The sequence below is a fragment of the Pseudomonas sp. 13159349 genome (assembly GCF_013305685.1).
GTDB lineage: Bacteria > Pseudomonadota > Gammaproteobacteria > Pseudomonadales > Pseudomonadaceae > Aquipseudomonas > Aquipseudomonas asiatica.
In genome coordinates this window covers 321,231-343,031 of sequence record NZ_CP045553.1, presented here as the reverse complement: position 1 = coordinate 343,031, position 21,801 = coordinate 321,231, and the positions used below count along the sequence as shown (strand labels likewise).

Below are 21,801 nucleotides of genomic sequence, written 5' to 3'. Positions count from 1 at the left end.
GTCGTGACCTCGTACCAACACCTCCCGGACAACGCCCCAGCCTCTCCACCTCGTTACAAGCCCTACCACGGCCCCGCCGGTGGCTGGGGCGCGCTGCGCAGCGTGGCCAAGGCCTGGGTTGGCAGCGATAACGCGCTGAAGAACATTCGCGCGCTGCTCAAGACCAACCAGAACGGCGGCTTCGATTGCCCCGGCTGTGCCTGGGGCGACTCGCCGGAAAGCGGCATGGTCAAGTTCTGCGAGAACGGTGCCAAGGCAGTGAACTGGGAGGCGACCAAGCGCCGCGTCGATGCCGCCTTTTTCGCCCGCTACAGCGTCACTTCGCTGCTGCAGCAGAGCGACTACTGGCTGGAGTACCAGGGGCGCCTGACCGAGCCGATGGTCTATGACGCGTCCAGCGACCGCTACCGGCCGATCAGCTGGGAAGCCGCCTTCACCCTGATCGCTCGCGAGTTGAACAAGCTGGCCAGCCCTGACCAGGCCGAGTTCTACACTTCGGGGCGCGCCAGCAACGAAGCAGCGTACCTGTACCAGCTGTTCGTGCGGGCCTACGGCACCAACAACTTCCCCGACTGCTCGAACATGTGCCACGAGGCCAGCGGCGTGGCCCTGGGGCAAAGCGTCGGGGTCGGCAAGGGCACCGTCACCTTCGACGACTTCGAGCACGCCGACGCGATTTTCGTCTGGGGCCAGAACCCCGGTACCAACCACCCGCGCATGCTCGACCCGCTGCGCGATGCGGTAAAGCGCGGTGCCCAGGTGGTGTGCATCAACCCGCTCAAGGAGCGTGGCCTGGAGCGCTTCCAGCACCCGCAGAACCCGCTGGAGATGCTGACCAACAGCGACCGGCCGACCAACACCGCATTCTTCCGCCCGGCCTTGGGCGGCGACATGGCGCTGCTGCGCGGCATGGCCAAGTTCGTCCTGCAATGGGAACGCGAAGCCCAGGCCAACGGCGAACCGGCAGTCTTCGACCACGCCTTCATCGCCGAACATGGCCATGGCGTCGACGACTACCTGGCGGTAGTGGATGCCACCCCGTGGGAGCACATCCAGACCCAGTCCGGCCTGGCGCTGGCCGACATCGAACTGGCCGCGCGCATGTACTGCCGTGGCAAGCGGGTGATCATGTGCTGGGCGATGGGCATTACCCAGCACCGCCACTCGGTGCCGACCATCCAGGAAATCGTCAACCTGCAGATGCTGCGCGGCAATATCGGCGTGCCAGGCGCAGGACTGTGCCCGGTGCGTGGCCACAGCAACGTGCAGGGTGACCGCACCATGGGCATCAACGAGCGCCCGCCGGTGGCCCTGCTGGACGCCATCGAGCAGCGCTTCGGCTTCCCCGTGCCCCGGCACAACGGCCACAACACCGTCGAGGCGATCCATGCCATGCTCGACGGCCGGGCCAAGGTATTCATCGGCCTGGGCGGCAACTTCGCCCAGGCAACGCCGGACACCGAGCGCACCGCCCAGGCACTGCGCAACTGCGAGCTGACCGTGCACATCAGCACCAAGCTCAACCGCAGCCACCTGGTGCACGGCAAGCAGGCACTGATCCTGCCGTGCCTGGGGCGCACTGACATCGACCTGCAGGCAGAAGGGCCACAGGCGGTAACGGTAGAGGACTCGTTCAGCATGGTCCACGCCTCCAATGGCCAGCTGAAGCCGCTGTCAACGCAGATGCGCTCGGAGCCGGCGGTCATCGCCGGTATCGCCGCCGCCACCCTGGGCAAGAAGCCCGTGGACTGGCACTGGCTGGTGGCTGACTACGACCGTATCCGCGAGCTGATCGGCGACACCATCGCCGGCTTCAGCGGCTTCAACCAGCGCCTGCGCGAGCCGGGCGGTTTCTACCTGGGCAACAGCGCCGCCAGCCGCGAATGGAATACCAGCACCGGCCGCGCGAACTTCAAGGCCAACCTGCTGCCCGACACGCTGCTCGACGAGCGTGTACGGGCCAGCGGCCAGGTGCCAGACCTGATCATGCAGTCAATGCGCTCGCACGATCAGTACAACACCACCATCTACGGCCTGGACGACCGCTACCGTGGCGTGCGTGGCCAGCGCGAGGTGCTGTTCGCCAACGAAGCCGACATCATCCGCCTGGGCTTCCAGCCGGGGCAGCAGGTCGACATCGTGTCGTTGTGGGGGGATGAGCATGTGCGCCGTGTGCACGGCTTCACCCTGCTGGCCTTCGACATCCCGGCCGGGCAGGCGGCGGCGTACTACCCGGAGGTGAACCCGCTGGTGCCGCTGGAGAGCATTGGCGATGGCAGCCATACGCCGACGTCGAAGTTCATTGCCATCAAACTGGAGCGGGCGCGGGACGACGGGCGCATCCTGTAGGAACGGTGTTGGCCTCTTCGCGGGTAAACCCGCTCCCACAGAGGCAACTCAAGGACCGAGAGCGGTGATATCCCTGTGGGAGCGGGTTTACCCGCGAAGAGGCCGGAAGCCCCTGCGCAAAAATCAAAAAAGCCCTGTTCCATAGCGGTTCAGGGCTTCGTCATAAAGGTCTCAGACAGCGAAAAAACGATAAAGTTTCACAGTAAATACAGTAAGTTAGAGAATTGTGTACAACTCGTGTTACTCGTCGGATTTCCGTTGCCAGCCGCGCCTGTAAGGCTCAAAAATCGCCCCGTCATCCTAATGAGGCTCTCTTGATGAAGAAGTACTCCTCGATACTGTTGTTGTCTTTCAGCTTGCTCAGCGGCGTTGCCATGGCAGGCGGCACCACCGAGGCCGGCATTGGCGGCGCATTGGGTGGGGTACTGGGCTCCGTGGTGGGCAACTCCATCGGTGGTAGCACCGGCGGCGCCATTGGTGCCGGCCTGGGCGGCGCGGCTGGCGGTGCCCTGGGTGCCGACAAGCGTCAGCGTGGGGAAGCCGCAATCGGCGGCGCGCTGGGCGCAGCAGGCGGTAACGTGGTCGGCCGCTCCGTGGGCGGCACTACCGGTAGCTACATTGGCGCAGCAGCCGGCGGTGGTGCCGGTGGCGCACTGGGTAACTACCTTGGTAAAGAGGCCGACAGAGACGATTACCACGATGGCCGCCGTTACCGTCGTGGTTATGACGACGACCGCCGCCACTGGGACCGCGGCCATCATTACGGCCATCGCAAGCACAAGCGCCACTGGCGCGACTAACGCCTGAGGGCCCTGCCCCGGCAACAAAAGCCCCGCCCCTGCCAGCGGGGCTTTTTTATGCCTGCTGTTCCAGCACTACACCAGACAGGATCACCTGCAGCGTCTCTGGCAATGCCACTGGCCGGCCACTGGCGCGTTCGATGAACACCTGCACCACCGTGCCTGCCGCACACGCCTCCGGCTCCCCTGGGCGGAACAGGGCCAGGCGGTACTCCACCGTGCTGCCCGCCAGGCGCGTCACCCCCAGCCCCACTTCCAGTACATCCGGGAACCCTGGCAGCGCGTAGAAATCCGCCGCCGAACTGACCACGAAGGCCGCCAGCTCGCCGTCACGCAGGTCCAGTTCGGCCTGTTCGACGAGGAACGCTTGGATGGCGGTTTCGAAAAAGCCATGCACGGTGGCACCGGCGACGTGGCCATTCAGGTCATTGTCCTGGGGGCGAGTGAGGATGGGGTGGAAGTGGGAGAAGGCAGTGCGCTGAGGGGATTCGGTCATCTGGCTGGCTCTTGTCTTCGCAATGAATGCTGACAGTGAAACAGAAAAACCGGATTTCCGCTGCTTGTGCCGGCCTCTTCGCGGGTCACGCTCCTACAAGAGACTGCACTCGCCGGGAATCAGAAAACAAAAAAGCCGCCCCAAGGGGCGGCTTTCTCGTTGCGGGCGGGTGCAGCTTACAGCTGCGGGCCAGCGGCCTTGATGGCGTCGGAAACTTCGAACTTCTTGAAGTTTTCGATGAACAGCTTGGCCAGGCCTTTGGCGGCCTCGTCGTAGGCAGCCTTGTCAGCCCAGTTGGTGCGCGGGTTGAGCAGCTCGGTATCAACGCCCGGAACGGCCTTAGGCACGTCCAGGTTGATGATGTCCAGGTGCTCGGTTTCGGCACCGATCAGCGCGCCGCTCTGGATCGCAGCGATCACGGCACGTGTGGTCGGGATGCTGAAGCGCTTGCCAACGCCGTAGCCACCGCCGGTCCAGCCGGTGTTGACCAGGTAGACCTTCGAGTCGAAGCCCTTGATACGCTTGATCAGCAGCTCGGCGTACTCGCCAGCCGGGCGCGGGAAGAACGGGGCGCCGAAGCAGGTGGAGAAAGTCGACTTGATGCCGCTGCCCGAACCCATTTCGGTGGAACCGACCAGCGCGGTGTAGCCGGACAGGAAGTGGTAGGCAGCCTGCTCGTTGTTCAGGATCGAAACCGGAGGCAGAACACCAGTCAGGTCGCAGGTCAGGAAGATGACTGCGTTCGGCTCGCCGCCCAGGTTCGCTGCGGAACGCTTGGCAACGTGCTCCAGCGGGTAGGCCGCACGGCTGTTCTGGGTCAGGCTGACATCGGTGTAGTCGGCGTGCTTGTTGGCGTCGAGGACGACGTTTTCCAACACGGCGCCATGCTTGATGGCTTTCCAGATGACCGGCTCGTTCTTCTCGGACAAGTCGATGCACTTGGCGTAGCAGCCGCCTTCGATGTTGAAGACCACGCCCTCGCCCCAGCCGTGCTCGTCGTCACCGATCAGGTAACGGCTTTCGTCGGCCGACAGGGTGGTCTTGCCGGTGCCGGACAGGCCGAAGAACAAGGTCACATCGCCTGCTTCGCCGATGTTGGCGGCGCAGTGCATCGGCAGCACGTCGGCAGCCGGCAGCAGGAAGTTCTGCACCGAGAACATGGCTTTCTTCATTTCGCCGGCGTAGCGCATGCCAGCGATCAGCACCTTCTTCTGGGCGAAGTTGATGATCACGCAACCATCGGAGTTGGTGCCGTCACGCTCAGGCTCGCACACGAAGTTGGCGACGTTGAGGACCTGCCACTCGCCACGGCCAGCCGGGTTGTACTGCTCCGGGTTGATGAACAGGCAACGACCGAACAGGTTCTGCCAGGCAGTCTGGGTGGTCATCTTCACCGGCAGGTAGTGCTCGGCGGCCGCCCCTACGTGAACGTAGGAAACGAAGTGATCCTGGGCGTTGTTGAACGCCTCGACGCGGTCCCACAGGGCATCGAACTTGTCGGCCGGGAACTTGCGGTTGATCGGGCCCCAGGCAATGGCGTCCTGGGTGGAAGGCTCTTCGACGATGAAACGGTCAGCCGGCGAACGGCCAGTACGGTGACCGGTCTCCACGACCAGTGCGCCAGTATCGGCTAGTACGCCTTCACCGCGTTGCAGCGCTTCTTTTACCAGCTCATCGACGCTCAGGTCGGTGTACACGGTGTTGTTGGCTTGCGTCATGAGATACCCCATCCGGCCCGAGGCCGAGTGCTCCAAACGTTTTGTAGTTGTCTTGAAAAAACTACTACAGCGAAAAAAGTGGCCGGATTATGCCAGAAACGCCCAAAAAAAGTAGGCCCCTCCTGTCAGAACTGCGCTTTTGCGCAATTCGACAGGAGATTGTCCTGTAGTTAAACGTTTCAGTGACGAGTTTCTGAGGCTACGTCAGTGCCGCCACCGGCAAACAGTTGCGCCACATCGCTGGCGTCGAAGAAATAGCGCTCGTTGCAGAACTGGCAATCGATCTCCACCTGCCCGCCGCATTCTTCCACCAGCGCCTTGGCATCGTGCTCGCCCAAACTGACCAGCGCATTGCCGGAACGTTCGCGAGAGCAGCTGCAGTTGAAGCGCAACGGCTGGATATCGAACAGGCGCACGGCATCTTCGTGGTACAGGCGGTGCAGCAGGGTTTCGTTGTCCAGCGCCCACTCATCGGCCTTGAGCGTGGTGGCCAATGCCACAACGTGCTGCCAGCTTTCTTCACGCTCTTCATCGTCCGGCTGGCGATCGCGCGGCAGTTGCTGCAGCAGCAGACCACGGGCCTTGCCGCCTTCGGCGTTGAGCCAGAAGCGCGTGTTGAGCTGTTGCGACTGGACGAAGTAGTTGGTGAAGCACTCCGACAGGGTGGCGCCGTCGAGGTCGACGGTGCCCTGGTAGCGCTGGCCCTTGACGGGATCGATGGTCAGGGTCAGGTGGCCGTCGGGCATCAGCTGCGACAGGGTAGCATCCGCCGGGATCTGGTCCGCTTCGTAACGGGCCATGCCACGGATGTCCCGGTCACCCGAACATTCGACCATCAACAGCGGGATCGGCCCTGCGGAACGCGCCTGCAGAATCAGCAGGCCGTCGAACTTCAGCGCCCCCACCAGCAAGGCGGTGGCGGCCATCAGCTCGCCCAGCAGTGCCTGCACCGGCTGCGGGTACTCATGACGCGCCAGCACCGCGGCGTAGCTGTCATCGAGAGACACCCACTCGCCGCGCACATCGCGCTCGTCGAAGATGAAACGTTGGGTGAAATCGGTATCAGGCAAGTCGCTCATAGGTTTTGGCTATCTGAAAAATGATGACAAAATGGTTACAAGGGTTGTCGGAAAACATGCGAGAACCCCGTGACAGAGCGCTCACAAGGCGCTCCGATTCCTGTTTGCAATAGAGGTATTTTATGGACAATCGACCACTGTTCCAAGCAAGGTGGTCCTGGGGGCCATTGGCAGCCTGTACGCTGCTTCCTATCGCTCTACTGTGTTTCTGGTTATGGCCCATTGGCCAGATCTTGTGCCTGACTTTCGACGAGTGGCTGTTCCACAGCCTGAATGCGCCGCTGGCCGACAACACCACCTGGCGCTACATCTGGACCGTCGGTAGCCTGCGCCCATTCGACATCGTCGTCGGCCTGATCCTTCTGGCAGTGCTTATCCGTGGTGACTGGGTGTTCAAGGCAACCCAGGTGCGCCAGGCCTTTTTCGGCTTCCTGGTCACGCTAATCCTCTTAGTGGTGATTCGCGCGCTGTTTTCCAAGTGGGTGGATGCAGCCGGCTGGCAGCACAAGAGCCCGTCGATGATGTTCGACGAGGTGGTGCACCTCAGCGACTACTATCCGAACCTGGAGGCGGCCTGGGAGCTCAAGGACCGTTCCAGCAAGAGTTTCCCGGGGGATCATGCCTCGGTACTGCTGGTCTGGGCGCTGTTCATGAGCGTGTTCAGCCGCCGCCTGGTGCAGTACCTGGTGGTCTGGGGGCTGGCGGTATTGTTCATGTTGCCGCGCCTGGTGGCCGGTGCCCACTGGGGGCAGGATGACTACATCGGCGGGCTGCTGATGGCGGTGCTGGCGTTGGGCTGGAGCTGCTATACGCCGCTGGCGGCCAAGGGGAGTGCAGTGCTGCTGCGCTGGACGGCGCCGTTGTTCGCGATAGCGGCCAAGTTACCGTTGGTCGGGCGCTTGGCGGTGACCCGCTAGATCCTTGGGGCTACTGCGTAGCCCATCGCGGCACAAGGCCGCTCCTACAGGGGGGCGCAGGCCTCAGGCCTTGTGCTGGCTGCCGTGGCCTCATCGCCGGCAAGCCAGCTCCCACAGGGATTGCACAAGTTTCAGGGCTTGCGCAGTACCTGTGGGAGCTGGCTTGCCGGCGATGGGCCGCAAAACGGCCCCGGCTATTCGAAGCTCCCATGCAACTGGTGAATCTGCCGCCGCTGCTTCTTGGTCGGCCGCCCATCGGTGGTCACGCCCATCGCCCCGGCCTTGCGCAGTTCCGCCGCCTGTTCACGCCGGCGCACGCTGTCCTCGGTCTCTTCGTACAACGTCTGCGCCTCTGGCGCCCCACGCCGCACCACCGACAGAGCCTTCACCACCACGGTGCGCTCGTCGAATCCGGTGCGCAGCACGAACTCGTCACCCACCCGCGGCTCCTTGCCCGGCTTGCAGCGCTCACCCCGGCAATGCACCTTGCCGCTCTCGATCGCAGCCTTGGCCAGCGCGCGAGTCTTGTAGAAGCGTGCCGCCCACAGCCATTTGTCCAGGCGGACCTTGTCGTCGTCTTCGGCTTTTTGTGCCATCCCGTTACCTCGAACGCTGTGTTTCATCGAACTGTACTACCGTAACGATCGGATGCAAAAAATCCCCGCCGTGCTTACAGTTCACCACCTCATCCGCAGGGTGCGTTTCGTGAAGACATTTGACCATTTGACTGTGATCGGCCTGCGCGAGTGGGTCGCCCTGCCCGACCTTGGAGTGGCCGGGCTGCGCGCCAAGATCGACACCGGTGCCAGCACCTCCAGCCTGCACGCCACCGAAGTGGAACCGTTCGAGCGCGACGGCCAGCCCTGGGTCCGCTTTACCGCACATCTTGGCTCGGTGGTGCAGTTGCGCCACCGCCGCTGCGAGGCACCGCTGGTGACCATGAAAACCATCAAGAGCTCCAACGGCCAGGCCCAGACCCGCTATGTCATCCGCACGTCACTGGCCCTGGGCGACGGTGTGTGGGAAGTGGAGTTCACCCTGGCCTGCCGCAAGAACATGCGTTATCGCCTGTTGCTGGGTTCCAAGGCCCTGATCCATGGTCAGCTGGTGGTCAACCCTGGCCTCAAATACGTACAAGACAAACCGGCCTTCCCGGCCACCCTTTCTACTGCCACAGGTGCTGCATGAAGATCGCTGTGCTGTCGCGCAATCCGCGTCTGTATTCCACCCGCCGCCTGGTCGAAGCCGGTACCCAGCGGGGCCACGAAATGGTGGTGATCGACACCCTGCGGGCCTACATGAACATTGCCAGCCACAAACCGCAGATCCACTACCGCGGCAAGCCGCTGGAAGGCTTCGATGCGGTGATCCCGCGCATCGGTGCATCGGTGACCTTCTATGGCTGCGCAGTGCTGCGCCAGTTCGAGATGATGGGTGTGTATCCGCTCAACGAGTCGGTAGCGATAGCCCGCTCCCGCGACAAGCTGCGTTCACTGCAATTGCTGTCGCGGCGCGGCATCGGCCTGCCGATTACCGGCTTCGCCCACTCGCCGGACGACATCCCCGACCTGATCCAGATGGTCAACGGCGCCCCGCTGGTGATCAAGGTGCTGGAAGGTACACAGGGCATCGGCGTGGTGCTGTGCGAAACCACCAAGGCCGCCGAATCGGTGATCGAGGCGTTCATGGGGTTGAAGCAGAACATCATGGTGCAGGAATACATCAAGGAAGCGGGTGGCGCGGATATCCGCTGCTTCGTGGTCGGCGACAAGGTCATCGCGTCGATGAAGCGCCAGGCCAAGCCGGGGGAATTTCGCTCCAACCTGCACCGCGGTGGGGTGGCCAGCCTGATCAAGATCACCCCGGAAGAACGCATGACCGCCATTCGCGCGGCCAAGGTGATGGGCTTGAGTGTGGCGGGTGTGGATATCCTGCGCTCCAACCACGGGCCGCTGGTGATGGAGGTGAACTCGTCGCCGGGGCTGGAAGGCATCGAAGTGACCACCGGCAAGAACGTGGCCGGCATGATCATCGAGCATCTGGAGAAGAATGGCGGGCCTAATCAGACTCGGACCAAGGGTAAGGGCTGAGATTTTGGGGCTGCTGCGCAGCCCATTCGCAGCACAAGGCTGCTGCTACAAGGGATCTCGCCCCCTGTAGGAGCGGCCTTGTGTCGCGAAAGGGCCGCAAAGCGGCCCCGGCAATCACACGGCATTACGCGGCAGCAACAGCCCCAAAGGCAACCGTACCCGCGCCTCGATCCCACCCCCGGACCGATTGCGCAACTCCACATTCCCGCCATGCTGCGCCGCGATCCGCTTGACGATCGCCAGCCCCAGCCCGGTGCCCTTGCCCCCCCGGGCCCGGTCACCACGAATGAACGGGTTGAAGATGGTCTCCAGCTCCGACTCGTCGATCCCCGTCCCGCGGTCCAGTACGCTCAGCACCACATACGGCGCACTCTCGTCGCCCGACACATAGGCGGCCACCTCGACCCCCTTGCCGGCGTGGTGCAGGGCATTGCCGATCAGGTTGCCCAGCATGCGCTTGAGCGAAACCCGGCGCAGCGGGAACGGTGGGATCGGCTCCAGGCACAGCCGCACCCGTTCTTCCGGCTGGTTGTACGGCGCCACCACTTCGCGCACCAGGTCGGCCAGGTCGACCTCCTCAACCGGCTCGTCACGGCCGTCGCGGATAAAGGCCAGGAACTGGTCGAGGATCGCGTCCATGTCCTCGATATCGCGGACCATGTCGTCACTCAGTTCGCTGTCGCTGTCCAGCAACGACAACGACAGGCGCAGGCGCGTCAGCGGTGTGCGCAGGTCGTGGGAAACCCCGGCCAGCATCAGCTCGCGCTCGCGCCCGGCCTGCTCGACATCCTCAGCCATCTGGTTGAAGGCCTTGTACACCTCGGTCATCTCGCTGGGCGTATCGCTGATCGGCAGGCGCACGCTGCGCCCCTGGCCCAGTTGCCGGGCGGCGAACACCAGGCGCTTGAGCGGCTGGTTCAGCTGGCGCACGAAGATCCAGGCCGAAGCTGTGGACAACAGGCCGATGGCCAGGAACCAACCCAGCACGTTCCAGATCTTCTGCCCACGCAGCGGGTGCGGGTACAGCGGTACCTTCAACCAGCCCGGCCCCAGGCTTGGCGCATTGACCCACAACGCCGGCGGTGCATGAATGCGCAACCGTACCTCGGTGTCTTCGCCCAACTCGGCCTGCATCTGCCGTTGGTAGATTTCGCTGTAGGGCCAGTGCTGCTCACCCTCGGGCACGCCCGAGCCGGTGACCCGGATAAGGCCTGCCGCTTCGGCGATCTTGTCGCGGTTTTCTTCGTCGGCTGCCCAATAGGCGCGCAGGGTCAGCGCAACACCGTGGCTGTACTGACGGTCGACCAGCACGTCCTCGTTCATCAGCAGGTAGACCAGGGTCAAGGCCTTGGAGAACAAGACGACGATCAACACCAGCCACAGGGTGCGGGCGAAGAAACTTTGCGGAAACCAGAGCGGTGTTTTCATCGACGGCGCGGCATCATTTACCGGCGTTTCCGTCCGGCACGAACACGTAGCCCACGCCCCACACGGTCTGGATATAACGCGGCTTGGACGGGTCCGGCTCGATCATGCGGCGCAGACGCGAGATCTGCACGTCGATGGAGCGTTCCAGCGCATCCCATTCACGGCCACGCGCCAGGTTCATCAGCTTGTCGCGGGTCAGCGGCTCGCGCGCGTGCATCACCAGCGCCTTGAGCACGGCGAACTCGCCGGTAGTGAGCATGTGCACTTCGTCGCCACGCTTGAGTTCGCGGGTGGCCAGCGACAGCTCGTAGTCGCCGAAGGTGACCGACTCGTCTTCGCTACCCGGCGCACCCGGCACGCTCGGTGCCTGGCGGCGCAGCACGGCCTTGACCCGGGCCATCAGCTCGTCGGGGTTGAACGGCTTGCCCAGATAATCGTCAGCGCCCAGCTCCAGGCCCTTGATACGGCTGAGCTCGTCGCCCTTGGCGGTGAGCATGATGATCGGGATCTGGTTGTTCTGCTGGCGCAGGCGCTTGCACGCCGACAGGCCATCCTCGCCGGGCAGCATCAGGTCGAGAACCACCAGGTTGAACACCTCACGCTGCAGCAGGCGGTCCATCTGCTCGGTGTTGGGCACCGCGCGGGCACGGTAGCCCTTGCTGGTGAAGAAACGTTCCAGCAGGCTGCTCAGCCCCGGGTCGTCGTCGACGATGAGAATCTTGTCACCTTCAGCGGTGTTTGGCGTGCCGGTCATGAATAACTCCTCTGATATCGCCGCGCATTATGGCGTAGCCATTGCTGCACGTTGCGTGAGCATTGTTAGCAGATTTTTCCCCCGGCGCCAGTTCCGGCTGGCCGGGCGCCATCACCGCAAGCCGTTTGCGATGGGTATAATGCGCGGCTTTCATCCAGCGCCGCCGGGCGACAGGCCCACAGGCGACCCCCGTATTCACAAATGTCAGGTGGTTTACATGGACAGCATCAACAGCCGTATCGCCGAGGAACTGGGCGTACGCCCCCAGCAGGTCGAGGCGGCCGTGGGCCTGTTGGACGAAGGCTCGACCGTGCCCTTCATCGCCCGCTACCGCAAGGAAGTGACCGGTAGCCTGGACGACACCCAGCTGCGCCATCTGGAAGAGCGCCTGCGCTACCTGCGCGAACTCGACGAGCGCCGTGCCAGCATCCTGGCCAGCATCGAGGAGCAGGGCAAGCTGACCCCGGAACTGGCCCGCGAGATCAAGCTGGCCGATACCAAGACCCGCCTCGAAGACCTGTACCTGCCGTACAAGCAGAAGCGCCGCACCAAGGGCCAGATCGCCCTGGAAGCCGGCCTCGGCGAGCTGGCCGACGGCCTGTTCAACAACCCAGACCTTGCCCCGGAAAGCGAAGCCGCACGCTTCGTCAACGCCGACAAGGGCGTGGCCGACGTCAAGGCCGCGCTGGAAGGCGCCAAGTACATCCTCATGGAGCGCTTCGCCGAAGACGCCGCCCTGCTCGACAAGCTGCGCAGCTTCCTCAAGCAGGAGTCGGTGCTCAGCGCCCGCGTCGTGCCTGGCAAGGAAGAGGAAGGCGCCAAGTTCCGTGACTACTTCGCCCATGACGAACTGCTGCGCAACGCGCCGTCGCACCGCGCCCTGGCAATTTTCCGCGGGCGTAACGAAGGCGTGCTGAGCGCCTCGCTGAAAGTCGGCGAAGAACTGCCCGGCACCCTGCACCCGTGCGAACTGATGATCGGCAACCACGTCGGCATCGAGAACCGCAACCGCCCGGCCGACAAGTGGCTGGGCGAAGTGGTGCGCTGGACCTGGAAGGTCAAGCTCTACACCCACCTGGAAACCGACCTGTTCGGCGAGCTGCGCGACAACGCCGAAGGCGAGGCGATCAATGTGTTCGCCCACAACCTGCACGACCTGCTGCTGGCCGCCCCGGCCGGCCCGCGCGCCACCCTGGGCTTCGACCCGGGCCTGCGTACCGGCTGCAAGATCGCCGTGGTCGATGCCACAGGCAAGTTGCTGGACCACACCACGGTCTACCCGCACGCGCCGAAGAACGACTGGGACCGCACCATTTCGATCATGGCTGCACTATGCGCCAAGCACTCGGTGGAGCTGATCGCCATCGGTAACGGCACCGCCAGCCGCGAAAGCGACAAGCTGGTGGCGGAGCTGGTCAAGAAGTACCCAGCGCTGAAGATCACCAAGATCATGGTTTCCGAGGCCGGCGCTTCGGTGTACTCCGCATCGGAACTGGCCGCCCGCGAATTCCCGGACCTGGACGTGTCGATCCGTGGCGCCGTGTCGATTGCCCGCCGCCTGCAGGACCCGCTGGCCGAGCTGGTGAAGATCGACCCGAAATCCATCGGTGTCGGCCAGTACCAGCATGACGTGTCTCAACTGAAACTGGCGCGCGGCCTGGACGCCGTGGTCGAGGACTGCGTGAACGCCGTGGGCGTGGACGTCAACACCGCCTCGGTGGCCCTGCTGACGCGCATCTCCGGCCTTAACGCTACCCTGGCGCAGAACATCGTCGCCCATCGCGATGCCAACGGCCCGTTCGCCACTCGCGCGGCACTGAAAAAGGTCAGCCGCCTGGGTGAGAAAACCTTCGAACAAGCCGCCGGCTTCCTGCGTGTGATGAACGGCGACAACCCGCTGGATGCCTCCGCGGTGCACCCCGAGGCCTACCCGCTGGTGCAACGGATTGCCGCCGATACCGGCCGTGACATCCGCTCGCTGATCGGTGACAGCAGCTTCCTCAAGCGCCTGGACCCGAAGAAATTTACCGATGAAACCTTCGGCCTGCCGACCGTCACCGACATCCTGCAAGAACTGGACAAGCCTGGCCGCGACCCACGCCCCGAGTTCAAGACCGCCACCTTCCAGGACGGCGTCGAAGACCTCAAGGACCTGGAACCGGGCATGATCCTCGAAGGCGTGGTGACCAACGTCACCAACTTCGGTGCCTTCGTCGACATCGGCGTGCACCAGGACGGCCTGGTGCACATTTCGGCGCTGTCCGAGAAGTTCATCAAGGACCCGCGTGAAGCGGTCAAGGCCGGCGACGTGGTCAAGGTCAAGGTCATGGAAGTGGACATCCCGCGCAAGCGTGTCGGCCTGTCCATGCGCATGAGCGACACCCCTGGCGAGAAGGTCGATGGCAACCGCGGCGGTAACCGTGGCAATGGCGGCAACCGCCAGCAGCAGGCGCCGCGCCAGCGCGAAACCGCCACCGCAGCACCGGCCAACAACGCCATGGCAGCCCTGTTCGCCAACGCCAAGCAGCTGAAGAAGAAGTGATGGACGTTCCACGCGAATACGTCGAAAGCGCCTTCAGCCAGCTCCTCGGCTGCCGCCTGCAACGCCTGGAGACAGGTGTTGCCGAGGTAGCCCTGGCGCTCGAGCCACACTTGCGCAACCGTGGCCAGAAGCTGCACGGCGGGGCGATCTTCAGCCTGGTGGACATCGCCATGGGCCTGGCCTGCTCGGCCAGCCATGGTTTTGACCAGCAAAGCGTCACCATCGAGTGCAAGATCAACTACATGCGCGCCGTCAGTGACGGCGAGGTGCTGTGCACCGCCCGCGTGCTGCACGCCGGGCGGCGTACCCTGGTGGTCGACGCCGACGTAGTTCAGGGCGACAAGCTGGTGGCGAAAGCGCAAGGAACCTTCGCGGTTCTCTAGCTCACCAAGCATTATCTGCGGTATTTTCAGCAGTGCGCTGGCACTGCTGGATCCGCGTTAACCAGGCGACAACGCCAGTTCCTTTCTTCCTACCCTTGTAGACCGTTATCTCTACCCCCATATTGGGGCGACTGACGCGTGAAGGAATACATCTTGAGCGACCTCCTCAACCGCCGCCTGAGCCTGCTCGGCGCCAATCTTCCCCTGCTCAAGCAGTGCCTGCACGGTATTGAGCGCGAATGTCTGCGCGTGACCGACGAAGGTCGCCTGGCCCAGACCCCGCATCCGCAAGCCCTGGGATCGGCGCTGACCAACGAGCAGATCACCACCGATTATTCCGAGTCGCTGCTGGAGTTCATCACCCCGGCCCTTCCCGACCCGGCCAAGGTGCTGGAAAGCCTCGAAGAGACCCACCGTTTCGTCTACAGCAAGCTGGGCGACGAATATCTGTGGAGCCCGTCGATGCCCTGCACGCTGCCAGCCGAGGAGGACATCCCGATCGCCGAGTACGGCAGCTCGAACATCGGTAAGCTCAAGCATGTCTACCGCAAGGGCCTGGCCCTGCGCTACGGCCGCACCATGCAGTGCATCGCCGGTATCCATTACAACTTCTCGCTGCCCGAAGCGCTGTGGCCGTTGCTGCGCGCCGCAGAAGGCGGCAGCGAGAGCGACCGCGACTACCAGTCGTCGGCCTATATCGCGCTGATCCGTAATTTCCGCCGCTACAGCTGGCTGCTGATGTACCTGTTCGGCGCCTCGCCGGCCCTGGACAAAGGCTTCCTGCGTGGCCGCCCGCACCAGCTCGAAGAGCTGGACGCCGAAACCCTGTACCTGCCCTACGCCACCAGCCTGCGCATGAGCGACCTTGGCTACCAGAGCAACGCCCAGGCCGGCCTCACGCCGTGCTACAACAACCTGGCCAGCTACACCGACAGCCTGCGCAAGGCGGTGGGCACGCCCTACCCGCCTTACGTCGAAGTCGGCACGCACGTGGATGGCGAGTGGGTACAGCTGAACACCAACATCCTGCAGATCGAAAACGAGTACTACTCGAACATTCGCCCCAAGCGCGTCACCTACACCGGCGAGCGGCCGATCCAGGCCCTGACCTCGCGCGGCGTGCAGTACGTGGAAGTGCGTTGCCTGGACATCAACCCGTTCCTGCCGGTGGGCATCGACCTGACCGAGGCGCGCTTCCTCGACGCGTTCCTGCTGTTCTGCGCGCTGGAAGACAGCCCGCAACTGGACAACGGCGAATGCGGCCAGTGCACCAACAACTTCCTGACAGTGGTCAAGGAAGGCCGACGCCCGGGCCTGGAACTGCGCCGCAATGGCCAGCCGATCGGCCTGAAGACCTGGGCCAGCGAGCTGATCGAGCGAATCCGGCCACTGGCCGATCTGCTCGACCAGGCGCAAGGCGGTGCAGAGCACGGCAATGCCCTGGATGCCCAGCAGGCCAAGGTCGACGACGCCTCGCTGACCCCGTCGGCCCAAGTGCTGGCGCGCATGACCGAGCATAACGAAAGCTTCGTCAAGTTCGCCCTGCGCCAGAGTCGTATTCACGCCGAAACCTTCCGCGAGCAGCCACTGCCGGTCGAACGCCAGCAGGCCTTCGAAACCCTCGCCCGCGACTCGCTGGCCGAGCAGTCGCGCCTGGAACAGCAGGAAGTCGGCGACTTCGACCTGTTCGTCGGCGCCTACCAGGCCAGCATCCTGGCGATCAGCAACTGATGACCCGCACTGCCACCCCGCGCAAGCCGCGCGCCAGCAGCCAGGCCAGGATCGAGGCGATCCTGGCTGCTGCACGCGAGTTGCTGGCCGAGCTGGGGGTGGCGAGCCTGTCGATCTACAGCGTGGCCGAGCGCGCACAGATACCACCGTCGTCGGTGTACCACTTCTTCGCCAGCGTGCCGGCGCTGCTGGAGGCGTTGACGGCCGATGTGCACCGGGCCTTTCGGGAAGCGCTGAGCGCGCCGATCGACAGCAGTGCGTTCAACACCTGGCACGAGCTGTCACGGCTGATCGAGCAGCGGATGCTGAATATCTATAACGAGGACGCGGCGGCGCGGCAGCTGATCCTGGCCCAGCATGGCCTGAGCGAAGTGGTGCAGGCCGACCGGCAGCACGACATGGAACTGGGCGACTTGATGCACAAGTTGTTCGACCAGCATTTTCATCTGCCCGTGATGCCGGTGGATGTGGACGTGTTTGCCCTGGCCATGGAATTGAGTGACCGGGTGTATGCGCGGTCGGTGCAGCTGCATGAGGCGATCACCCCGCGCATGGCCGAGGAAGGCAAGCGAGTGTTCGAGGCGTATCTGGGGTTGTATCTGCCGCCATTTCTGGCCAAGCGTTAAATTTGATGGCCTCATCGCCGGCAAGCCAGCTCCCACAGGTACAGCACAAGGCCTGAAGCTTGTGGGCACCTATGGGAGCTGGCTTGCCGGCGATTGGGCTGCAAAGCAGCCCCATGGCCAACACCCATCACAGCTTGGCGATGGACACTTCAGTCGATTTCACGAAGGCAATCACTTCACTGCCCACCTGCAGCTCCAGCTCACGCACGGAGCGGGTGGTGATGACCGAAGTGACGATGCCCGAGGCAGTCTGCACGTCGATTTCCGACAGTACCGGGCCTTCCAGGATTTCCTTCACGGTGCCTTTGAACTGGTTGCGAACGTTGATGGCTTTGATGGTCATGATTTGATTCCTTCTCTATGGCTTCAGTCTGGTAAGTGAGTCAGTGCGCCCAACGCAGTTGCGTGGGCAAAGGGGCTACAGGATCCGGCTCGGGCGCAGCGCCCGGGGCCGACAGAACACGGTTGAGCACTTCGCTCTCCAGCGCGGCCAGGCGGTGCGAACCACGCGCCCGAGGCCGTGCCAGGTCGACAGTGAGGTCGAGCCCGACTTCGCCGTCCTCGATCAGGATCACCCGGTCAGCCACGGCGACTGCCTCGCTGACATCGTGGGTAACCAGCAACACGGTGAAGCCGTGCTGACGCCACAGGCGTTCGATCAGTTGCTGCATCTCGATACGGGTCAATGCATCCAGCGCACCGAGCGGCTCGTCCAGCAGCAGCAGGCGCGGCTGGTGAATCAGCGCCCGGGCCAGGGCCACACGCTGCTTCTGGCCACCCGACAGAGCCGCCGGCCATTCATTGGCGCGATCGGCCAGGCCAACCGACTCCAACGCTTCCAGCGCACGCGGGCGCCAGTCGCCAGACAGGCCCAGGCCAACGTTGTCGATCACCTTCTTCCATGGCAGCAGGCGCGCGTCCTGGAACATCAGGCGGGTTTCTTCGCGGGCCTGTTCCAGCGGCGCGGCACCGGCCAGCAACTGGCCTGCAGTGGGCTGGTCGAGACCGGCCAGCAGGCGCAGCAAGGTGCTCTTGCCGCAGCCACTACGGCCGACGATCGCCACGAACTGGCCGGCAGGAATATGCAGCTCGATCCCCTTCAGCACTTCGCGCTGGCCAAAGGTCTTGCGCAGGCCGCTGGAAGCCAGCGGGATGCCACGCAGCAGGCGTGGCGGCTGTTCCTTGAGTACGGTCATGCGCCCTCCTTCTTCGCCACTTGATAGGCCGGGTGCCAGCGCAGCCACACACGCTCCAGGCCCCGGGCTGCGAGGTCGGCAAGCTTGCCGAGCACGGCATACAGGACGATGGCCAGCACTACCACGTCGGTCTGCAGGAACTCACGGGCGTTCATCGCCAGGTAACCGATGCCGGCATTGGCCGAAATGGTTTCGGCAACGATCAGGGTCAGCCACATGAAGCCCAGGGCAAAGCGCACGCCTACCAGGATCGAAGGCAATGCCCCGGGCAGGATCACCTGGCGGAACAGGCTGAAGCCGGACAAGCCATAGCTGCGCGCCATTTCCACCAGCGCCGGGTCGACGTTGCGGATGCCGTGATAGGTGTTCAGGTAGATCGGGAACAGCGTGCCCAGCGCCACCAGGAAGATCTTTGCCGACTCGTCGATACCGAACCACAGGATCACCAGCGGGATCAGCGCCAGGTGCGGCACGTTGCGGATCATCTGCACCGAGCTGTCGAGCAGGCGTTCGCCCCAGTTCGACAGGCCGGTGATGAAGCCCAGCACCAGGCCGATGCTGCCACCGATGACGAAGCCCAGCCCGGCACGCCAGCCACTGATGGCCAGGTGGGTCCAGATCTCGCCGCTGCGCACCAGCTCGACGCCGGCGCTGACCACGGCGCTGGGCGCGGGCAGGATGCGCGTCGACAGCCAGCCGGCGCTGACCGCCAGTTGCCAGGCAGCCAGCAGCAGTACCGGCAGCGCCCATGGCGCCAGGCGCTGGCCAAGGTTGTTGGAAGTTGCACGACTCATGGCCTGGCCCTCAGCTCTGCGCAACGGACTTGGGCAGGATGTCGTTGGCCACCATTTCGCCAAACGGGCTCACATAGCCGCCGGCCTTGGCTTGCTCCGGGCGTTGCACATCCAGGTGCGGGAACAGCAGCTCGGCCACCCGGTACGACTCTTCCAGGTGCGGGTAGCCGGAGAAGATGAAGGTATCGATGCCCAGCTCGGCGTATTCCTTGACGCGTGCCGCGACGGTCCGGCCATCCCCCACCAGCGCGGTACCGGCACCGCCACGCACCAGGCCGACACCGGCCCACAGGTTGGGGCTGACCTCCAGCTTGTCACGGTTACCGTTGTGCAGGGCGGCCATGCGTTGCTGGCCGACCGAGTCGAAGCGCGCCAGCGAGGCCTGTGCACGAGCGATGGTGTCGTCGTCCAGGTGCGAGATGAGCTTGTCGGCAGCGGCCCAGGCTTCTTCGTTGGTTTCCCGCACGATCACGTGCAGGCGGATGCCGAAGCGCACTTCGCGGCCCTGAGCAGCGGCTTTCTCACGCACCTGGGCGATTTTTTCAGCGACCGCACTCGGCGGCTCGCCCCAGGTCAGGTACAGCTCGACCTGCTCGGCGGCCAGGTCCTGTGCGGCTTCGGAGGAACCACCGAAATACAGTGGCGGGCGTGGTTGCTGGATCGGCGGGTAGAGCAGCTTGGCGCCCTTCACCTGGATGTGCTTGCCGTCGTAGTCGACCACCTCGCCTTCCAGCACCTTGCGCCAGATACGGGTGAACTCTACCGAGGCTTCATAACGTTCCTGATGGTTCAGGTGCAGGCCGTCACCGGCCAACTCGTCCGGGTCGCCACCGGTCACCAGGTTGAACAGCGCGCGGCCGTTGGACAGGCGATCAAGGGTTGCTGCCTGGCGTGCCGCCACGGTCGGCGAAATGATCCCGGGGCGCAGGGCGACCAGGAACTTCAGCCGCTGGGTCACCGGGATCAGCGATGCCGCGACCAGCCAGGAGTCCTCGCAGGAGCGCCCGGTAGGGATCAGCACGCCACCAAAGCCGAGCCGGTCGGCCGCCTGGGCGATCTGCTGCAGGTAGCCATGGTCGACGGCGCGCGCGCCATCGGAGGTGCCCAGGTACTTGCCGTCACCGTGGGTAGGAAGAAACCAGAAGATGTCAAGGCTCATTGGAGTTGTCTCCTCAAGGGGGGCTCAGCCAGGGCGGCGCCCCGGCGCAGGCGAATCAATCAAGGCGCACTGGCGACCTTGGCCGGGGGTGTCCAGATCACGTCCTTGATGCTCAGCGGCTTGGGAATCAGCTTCAGTGCCTGGAACGTGTCGGCGATCTTCTGTTGCGCGGCCACCACTTCCGGGGTGAGCGGCGCGGCACCGTAGCCTTGGCGCTTGACCGAAGTCAGGGTGATATCGGCGGGCAGGCCGAGCAGCGGCGCGACCTGGTCGGTCACTTCCTGCGGGTTGGCCTGGGACCATTCACCTACGGCACGCACTTCTTCGATCAGGGTGTTGATCACCGCCGGGTGCTGGGTCGCGTAGTTGCGGGTGGCCAGGTAGAACTGATGGTTGTCGACCAGGCCCTTGCCGTCACGCAGGGTATGAGCCTGCAGCTGTTTCTCGGCGGCAGCCTGGTACGGGTCCCAGATCACCCAGGCGTCCACGCTGCCGCGCTCGAAGGCGGCGCGGGCGTCGGCCGGGGGCAGGTACACCGGCTGGATGTCGCTGTATTTCAGGCCGGCGTCTTCCAGGGCGCGAACCAGCAGGTAGTGAACGTTGGAGCCTTTGTTGAGGGCGACTTTCTTGCCCTTGAGGTCCTTGACCGACTGGATCGGCGAGCCATTCGGCACCAGGATCGCCTCGCTGTGCGGTGCTGGCGGCTCGTAGGCGACGTACAGCAGGTCGGCACCGGCGGCCTGGGCGAACACCGGCGGGGTTTCACCGGTGACGCCAAAATCGATGGAGCCGACGTTCAGCCCCTCAAGCAGTTGCGGGCCGCCGGGGAACTCGGTCCATTGCACCTGCACGCCCTGCTCGGCCAGGCGCTTTTCCAGCGTGCCCTTGGCCTTTAGCAGCACCAGGGTGCCGTATTTCTGGTAACCGATACGCAGGCTCTCGGCCTGGGCTTGGGTGATGGCGCCGAAGGACACAGCCGCCGCAAACAGGGCGACCAGACCGCGACGCAAGAAGACTGTGCGCATGGCGCTCTCCTGTGCGAGTGGGTTCGGGTTGCACCTGCTTGCCTCGTTGTCGGGCGAGTAAGGTGATGAAGCGGGTTGGGCCGGTCAGATGCTCCAGCGAGCGCTGATCAGGCGTTCGTTCAATATGCCGGGCGCCACGGGGCGCGGCCGGCGGGCTAGTGCAACGTGGAAGGTTTCCAGCGCGTCCTGCAGGCGTTCTTCCAGCGCCGCTACCAGCTGCGCGGGCCTGGAGCCTTCTGCGTAGGCGACCTGGCTGTCGTCGGCGAAGATCCCTTGCAGGGTCTCTTGCGCCTTGAGTGCCGACAGCACGGGTTTCAGCGCGTAATCCACCGCCAGCATGTGGGCGATGCTGCCGCCGGTGGCGATCGGCAACACGATCTTGTGTGCCAGGGCGCGTTCGGGCAGCAGGTCGAGCAAGGTTTTCAGGGCACCGGCGAACGAGGCCTTGTACACCGGCGTGGCGACGATCAGGCCATCGGCCTGGGCCACCAGCTGCTGGAAGTGCTGCACCTGCGGGCTGTCGAAACGGGCGTGCAGCAAGTCTTCGGCGGGAAAGTCACGTACCTGGAACGTTACTACCTCGACGCCACGGTCCTGCAGCCACTGGCGAGAACGCTCCAGCAGCACGCCGGAGCGTGAACGGGTACTGGGGCTACCACCGATTGAGACGACCAGCATTGCAGCGCTTCCTTGTGTTTTGTTGGAGGTGACATT

The 21,801-nt window shown here is 64.1% G+C and carries 21 protein-coding genes; 9 read left to right on the top strand and 12 right to left on the bottom strand.

Annotated features, from left to right (window positions below; all coding sequences use genetic code 11):
- Positions 1 to 3 precede the first annotated feature (3 nt).
- Together GEV38_RS01540 and GEV38_RS01535 are read left to right on the top strand one after the other, a co-directional pair.
- Positions 4 to 2,349 carry an FdhF/YdeP family oxidoreductase gene (locus GEV38_RS01540; RefSeq protein WP_015268608.1) on the top strand — a complete coding sequence of 782 codons (2,346 nt, stop codon included), beginning with the start codon at positions 4 to 6 and terminating at the stop codon, positions 2,347 to 2,349.
- A 317-nt stretch (positions 2,350 to 2,666) separates the two neighbouring features.
- Complete coding sequence (locus tag GEV38_RS01535; RefSeq protein ID WP_015268607.1) at positions 2,667 to 3,149, top strand: glycine zipper domain-containing protein; 483 nt, start codon at positions 2,667 to 2,669, stop codon at positions 3,147 to 3,149.
- Positions 3,150 to 3,204: 55 nt separating this feature from the next.
- On the opposite strand, the gene GEV38_RS01530 is transcribed toward GEV38_RS01535, so the two are convergent.
- The 3 genes from GEV38_RS01530 to hslO form a co-directional block, all read right to left on the bottom strand.
- A complete protein-coding gene (locus GEV38_RS01530; protein ID WP_015268606.1) occupies positions 3,205 to 3,645 on the bottom strand; it encodes a thioesterase family protein in 441 nt (146 codons plus the stop codon).
- 176 nt (positions 3,646 to 3,821) lie between these two features.
- Positions 3,822 to 5,363: a phosphoenolpyruvate carboxykinase gene (locus tag GEV38_RS01525; protein WP_015268605.1), complete on the bottom strand. Its 1,542-nt coding sequence runs from the start codon at positions 5,361 to 5,363 to the stop codon at positions 3,822 to 3,824.
- 179 nt (positions 5,364 to 5,542) lie between these two features.
- Positions 5,543 to 6,442, bottom strand: coding sequence for an Hsp33 family molecular chaperone HslO (gene hslO / locus GEV38_RS01520; RefSeq protein ID WP_015268604.1), 900 nt, complete (start codon positions 6,440 to 6,442; stop codon positions 5,543 to 5,545).
- Positions 6,443 to 6,564: 122 nt separating this feature from the next.
- Between hslO and GEV38_RS01515 the strand changes: the two genes are divergently transcribed.
- Positions 6,565 to 7,359 carry a phosphatase PAP2 family protein gene (locus tag GEV38_RS01515; protein WP_015268603.1) on the top strand — a complete coding sequence of 265 codons (795 nt, stop codon included), beginning with the start codon at positions 6,565 to 6,567 and terminating at the stop codon, positions 7,357 to 7,359.
- A 194-nt stretch (positions 7,360 to 7,553) separates the two neighbouring features.
- On the opposite strand, the gene GEV38_RS01510 is transcribed toward GEV38_RS01515, so the two are convergent.
- Positions 7,554 to 7,955 carry an RNA-binding S4 domain-containing protein gene (locus GEV38_RS01510; protein ID WP_013970457.1) on the bottom strand — a complete coding sequence of 134 codons (402 nt, stop codon included), beginning with the start codon at positions 7,953 to 7,955 and terminating at the stop codon, positions 7,554 to 7,556.
- A gap of 109 nt (positions 7,956 to 8,064) precedes the next feature.
- On the opposite strand from GEV38_RS01510, the gene GEV38_RS01505 reads away from it, so the two are divergent.
- Positions 8,065 to 8,547 (top strand): ATP-dependent zinc protease, encoded by a 483-nt coding sequence (locus GEV38_RS01505; protein ID WP_003257436.1) that lies wholly within the window; start codon positions 8,065 to 8,067, stop codon positions 8,545 to 8,547.
- The gene (gene rimK / locus GEV38_RS01500) at positions 8,544 to 9,449 is read left to right on the top strand and encodes a 30S ribosomal protein S6--L-glutamate ligase (RefSeq protein ID WP_015268602.1); all 906 of its coding nucleotides are present in this window, start codon (positions 8,544 to 8,546) and stop codon (positions 9,447 to 9,449) included. Before GEV38_RS01505 ends, rimK begins: the two co-directional genes overlap by 4 nt.
- A 114-nt stretch (positions 9,450 to 9,563) precedes the next feature.
- Here the strand turns inward: rimK and GEV38_RS01495 are convergent, their stop codons facing one another.
- Both GEV38_RS01495 and ompR read right to left on the bottom strand, forming a co-directional pair.
- A complete protein-coding gene (locus GEV38_RS01495; protein WP_013970454.1) occupies positions 9,564 to 10,877 on the bottom strand; it encodes an ATP-binding protein in 1,314 nt (437 codons plus the stop codon).
- Between the two features lie 13 nt (positions 10,878 to 10,890).
- Positions 10,891 to 11,631, bottom strand: coding sequence for a two-component system response regulator OmpR (ompR, locus tag GEV38_RS01490; protein WP_012270052.1), 741 nt, complete (start codon positions 11,629 to 11,631; stop codon positions 10,891 to 10,893).
- 217 nt (positions 11,632 to 11,848) lie between these two features.
- On the opposite strand from ompR, the gene GEV38_RS01485 reads away from it, so the two are divergent.
- The 4 genes from GEV38_RS01485 to GEV38_RS01470 all read left to right on the top strand — a co-directional run bounded on the left by GEV38_RS01485 (position 11,849) and on the right by GEV38_RS01470 (position 16,913).
- Positions 11,849 to 14,173, top strand: a complete 2,325-nt coding sequence (locus GEV38_RS01485) for a Tex family protein (RefSeq protein ID WP_015268601.1) — start codon at positions 11,849 to 11,851, stop codon at positions 14,171 to 14,173.
- The gene (locus GEV38_RS01480; RefSeq protein ID WP_003257433.1) at positions 14,173 to 14,556 is read left to right on the top strand and encodes a PaaI family thioesterase; all 384 of its coding nucleotides are present in this window, start codon (positions 14,173 to 14,175) and stop codon (positions 14,554 to 14,556) included. Before GEV38_RS01485 ends, GEV38_RS01480 begins: the two co-directional genes overlap by 1 nt.
- 153 nt (positions 14,557 to 14,709) lie before the next feature.
- On the top strand, positions 14,710 to 16,287 hold the full coding sequence (gshA, locus tag GEV38_RS01475) for a glutamate--cysteine ligase (protein ID WP_015268600.1): 1,578 nt from the start codon (positions 14,710 to 14,712) through the stop codon (positions 16,285 to 16,287).
- Entirely contained in the window at positions 16,287 to 16,913 is a 627-nt protein-coding gene (locus GEV38_RS01470) for a TetR/AcrR family transcriptional regulator (RefSeq protein ID WP_054573387.1), read from the top strand. The genes gshA and GEV38_RS01470 overlap by 1 nt, the downstream gene beginning before the upstream one ends.
- Positions 16,914 to 17,040: 127 nt before the next feature.
- Here GEV38_RS01470 and GEV38_RS01465 read toward each other — a convergent pair whose 3' ends face one another.
- The 6 genes from GEV38_RS01465 to ssuE all read right to left on the bottom strand — a co-directional run bounded on the left by GEV38_RS01465 (position 17,041) and on the right by ssuE (position 21,765).
- Entirely contained in the window at positions 17,041 to 17,256 is a 216-nt protein-coding gene (locus tag GEV38_RS01465) for a molybdopterin-binding protein (RefSeq protein WP_003255829.1), read from the bottom strand.
- 40 nt (positions 17,257 to 17,296) lie between these two features.
- A complete protein-coding gene (ssuB, locus tag GEV38_RS01460) occupies positions 17,297 to 18,109 on the bottom strand; it encodes an aliphatic sulfonates ABC transporter ATP-binding protein (protein WP_013970450.1) in 813 nt (270 codons plus the stop codon).
- Positions 18,106 to 18,903, bottom strand: a complete 798-nt coding sequence (gene ssuC / locus GEV38_RS01455; protein ID WP_039614250.1) for an aliphatic sulfonate ABC transporter permease SsuC — start codon at positions 18,901 to 18,903, stop codon at positions 18,106 to 18,108. Before ssuC ends, ssuB begins: the two co-directional genes overlap by 4 nt.
- 10 nt (positions 18,904 to 18,913) lie before the next feature.
- Entirely contained in the window at positions 18,914 to 20,062 is a 1,149-nt protein-coding gene (gene ssuD, locus GEV38_RS01450; RefSeq protein WP_054573386.1) for an FMNH2-dependent alkanesulfonate monooxygenase, read from the bottom strand.
- Positions 20,063 to 20,121: 59 nt separating this feature from the next.
- On the bottom strand, positions 20,122 to 21,087 hold the full coding sequence (locus GEV38_RS01445; RefSeq protein WP_054573385.1) for a sulfonate ABC transporter substrate-binding protein: 966 nt from the start codon (positions 21,085 to 21,087) through the stop codon (positions 20,122 to 20,124).
- Positions 21,088 to 21,171: 84 nt separating this feature from the next.
- Positions 21,172 to 21,765 (bottom strand): NADPH-dependent FMN reductase, encoded by a 594-nt coding sequence (ssuE, locus tag GEV38_RS01440; RefSeq protein ID WP_054573384.1) that lies wholly within the window; start codon positions 21,763 to 21,765, stop codon positions 21,172 to 21,174.
- Positions 21,766 to 21,801 lie beyond the last annotated feature (36 nt).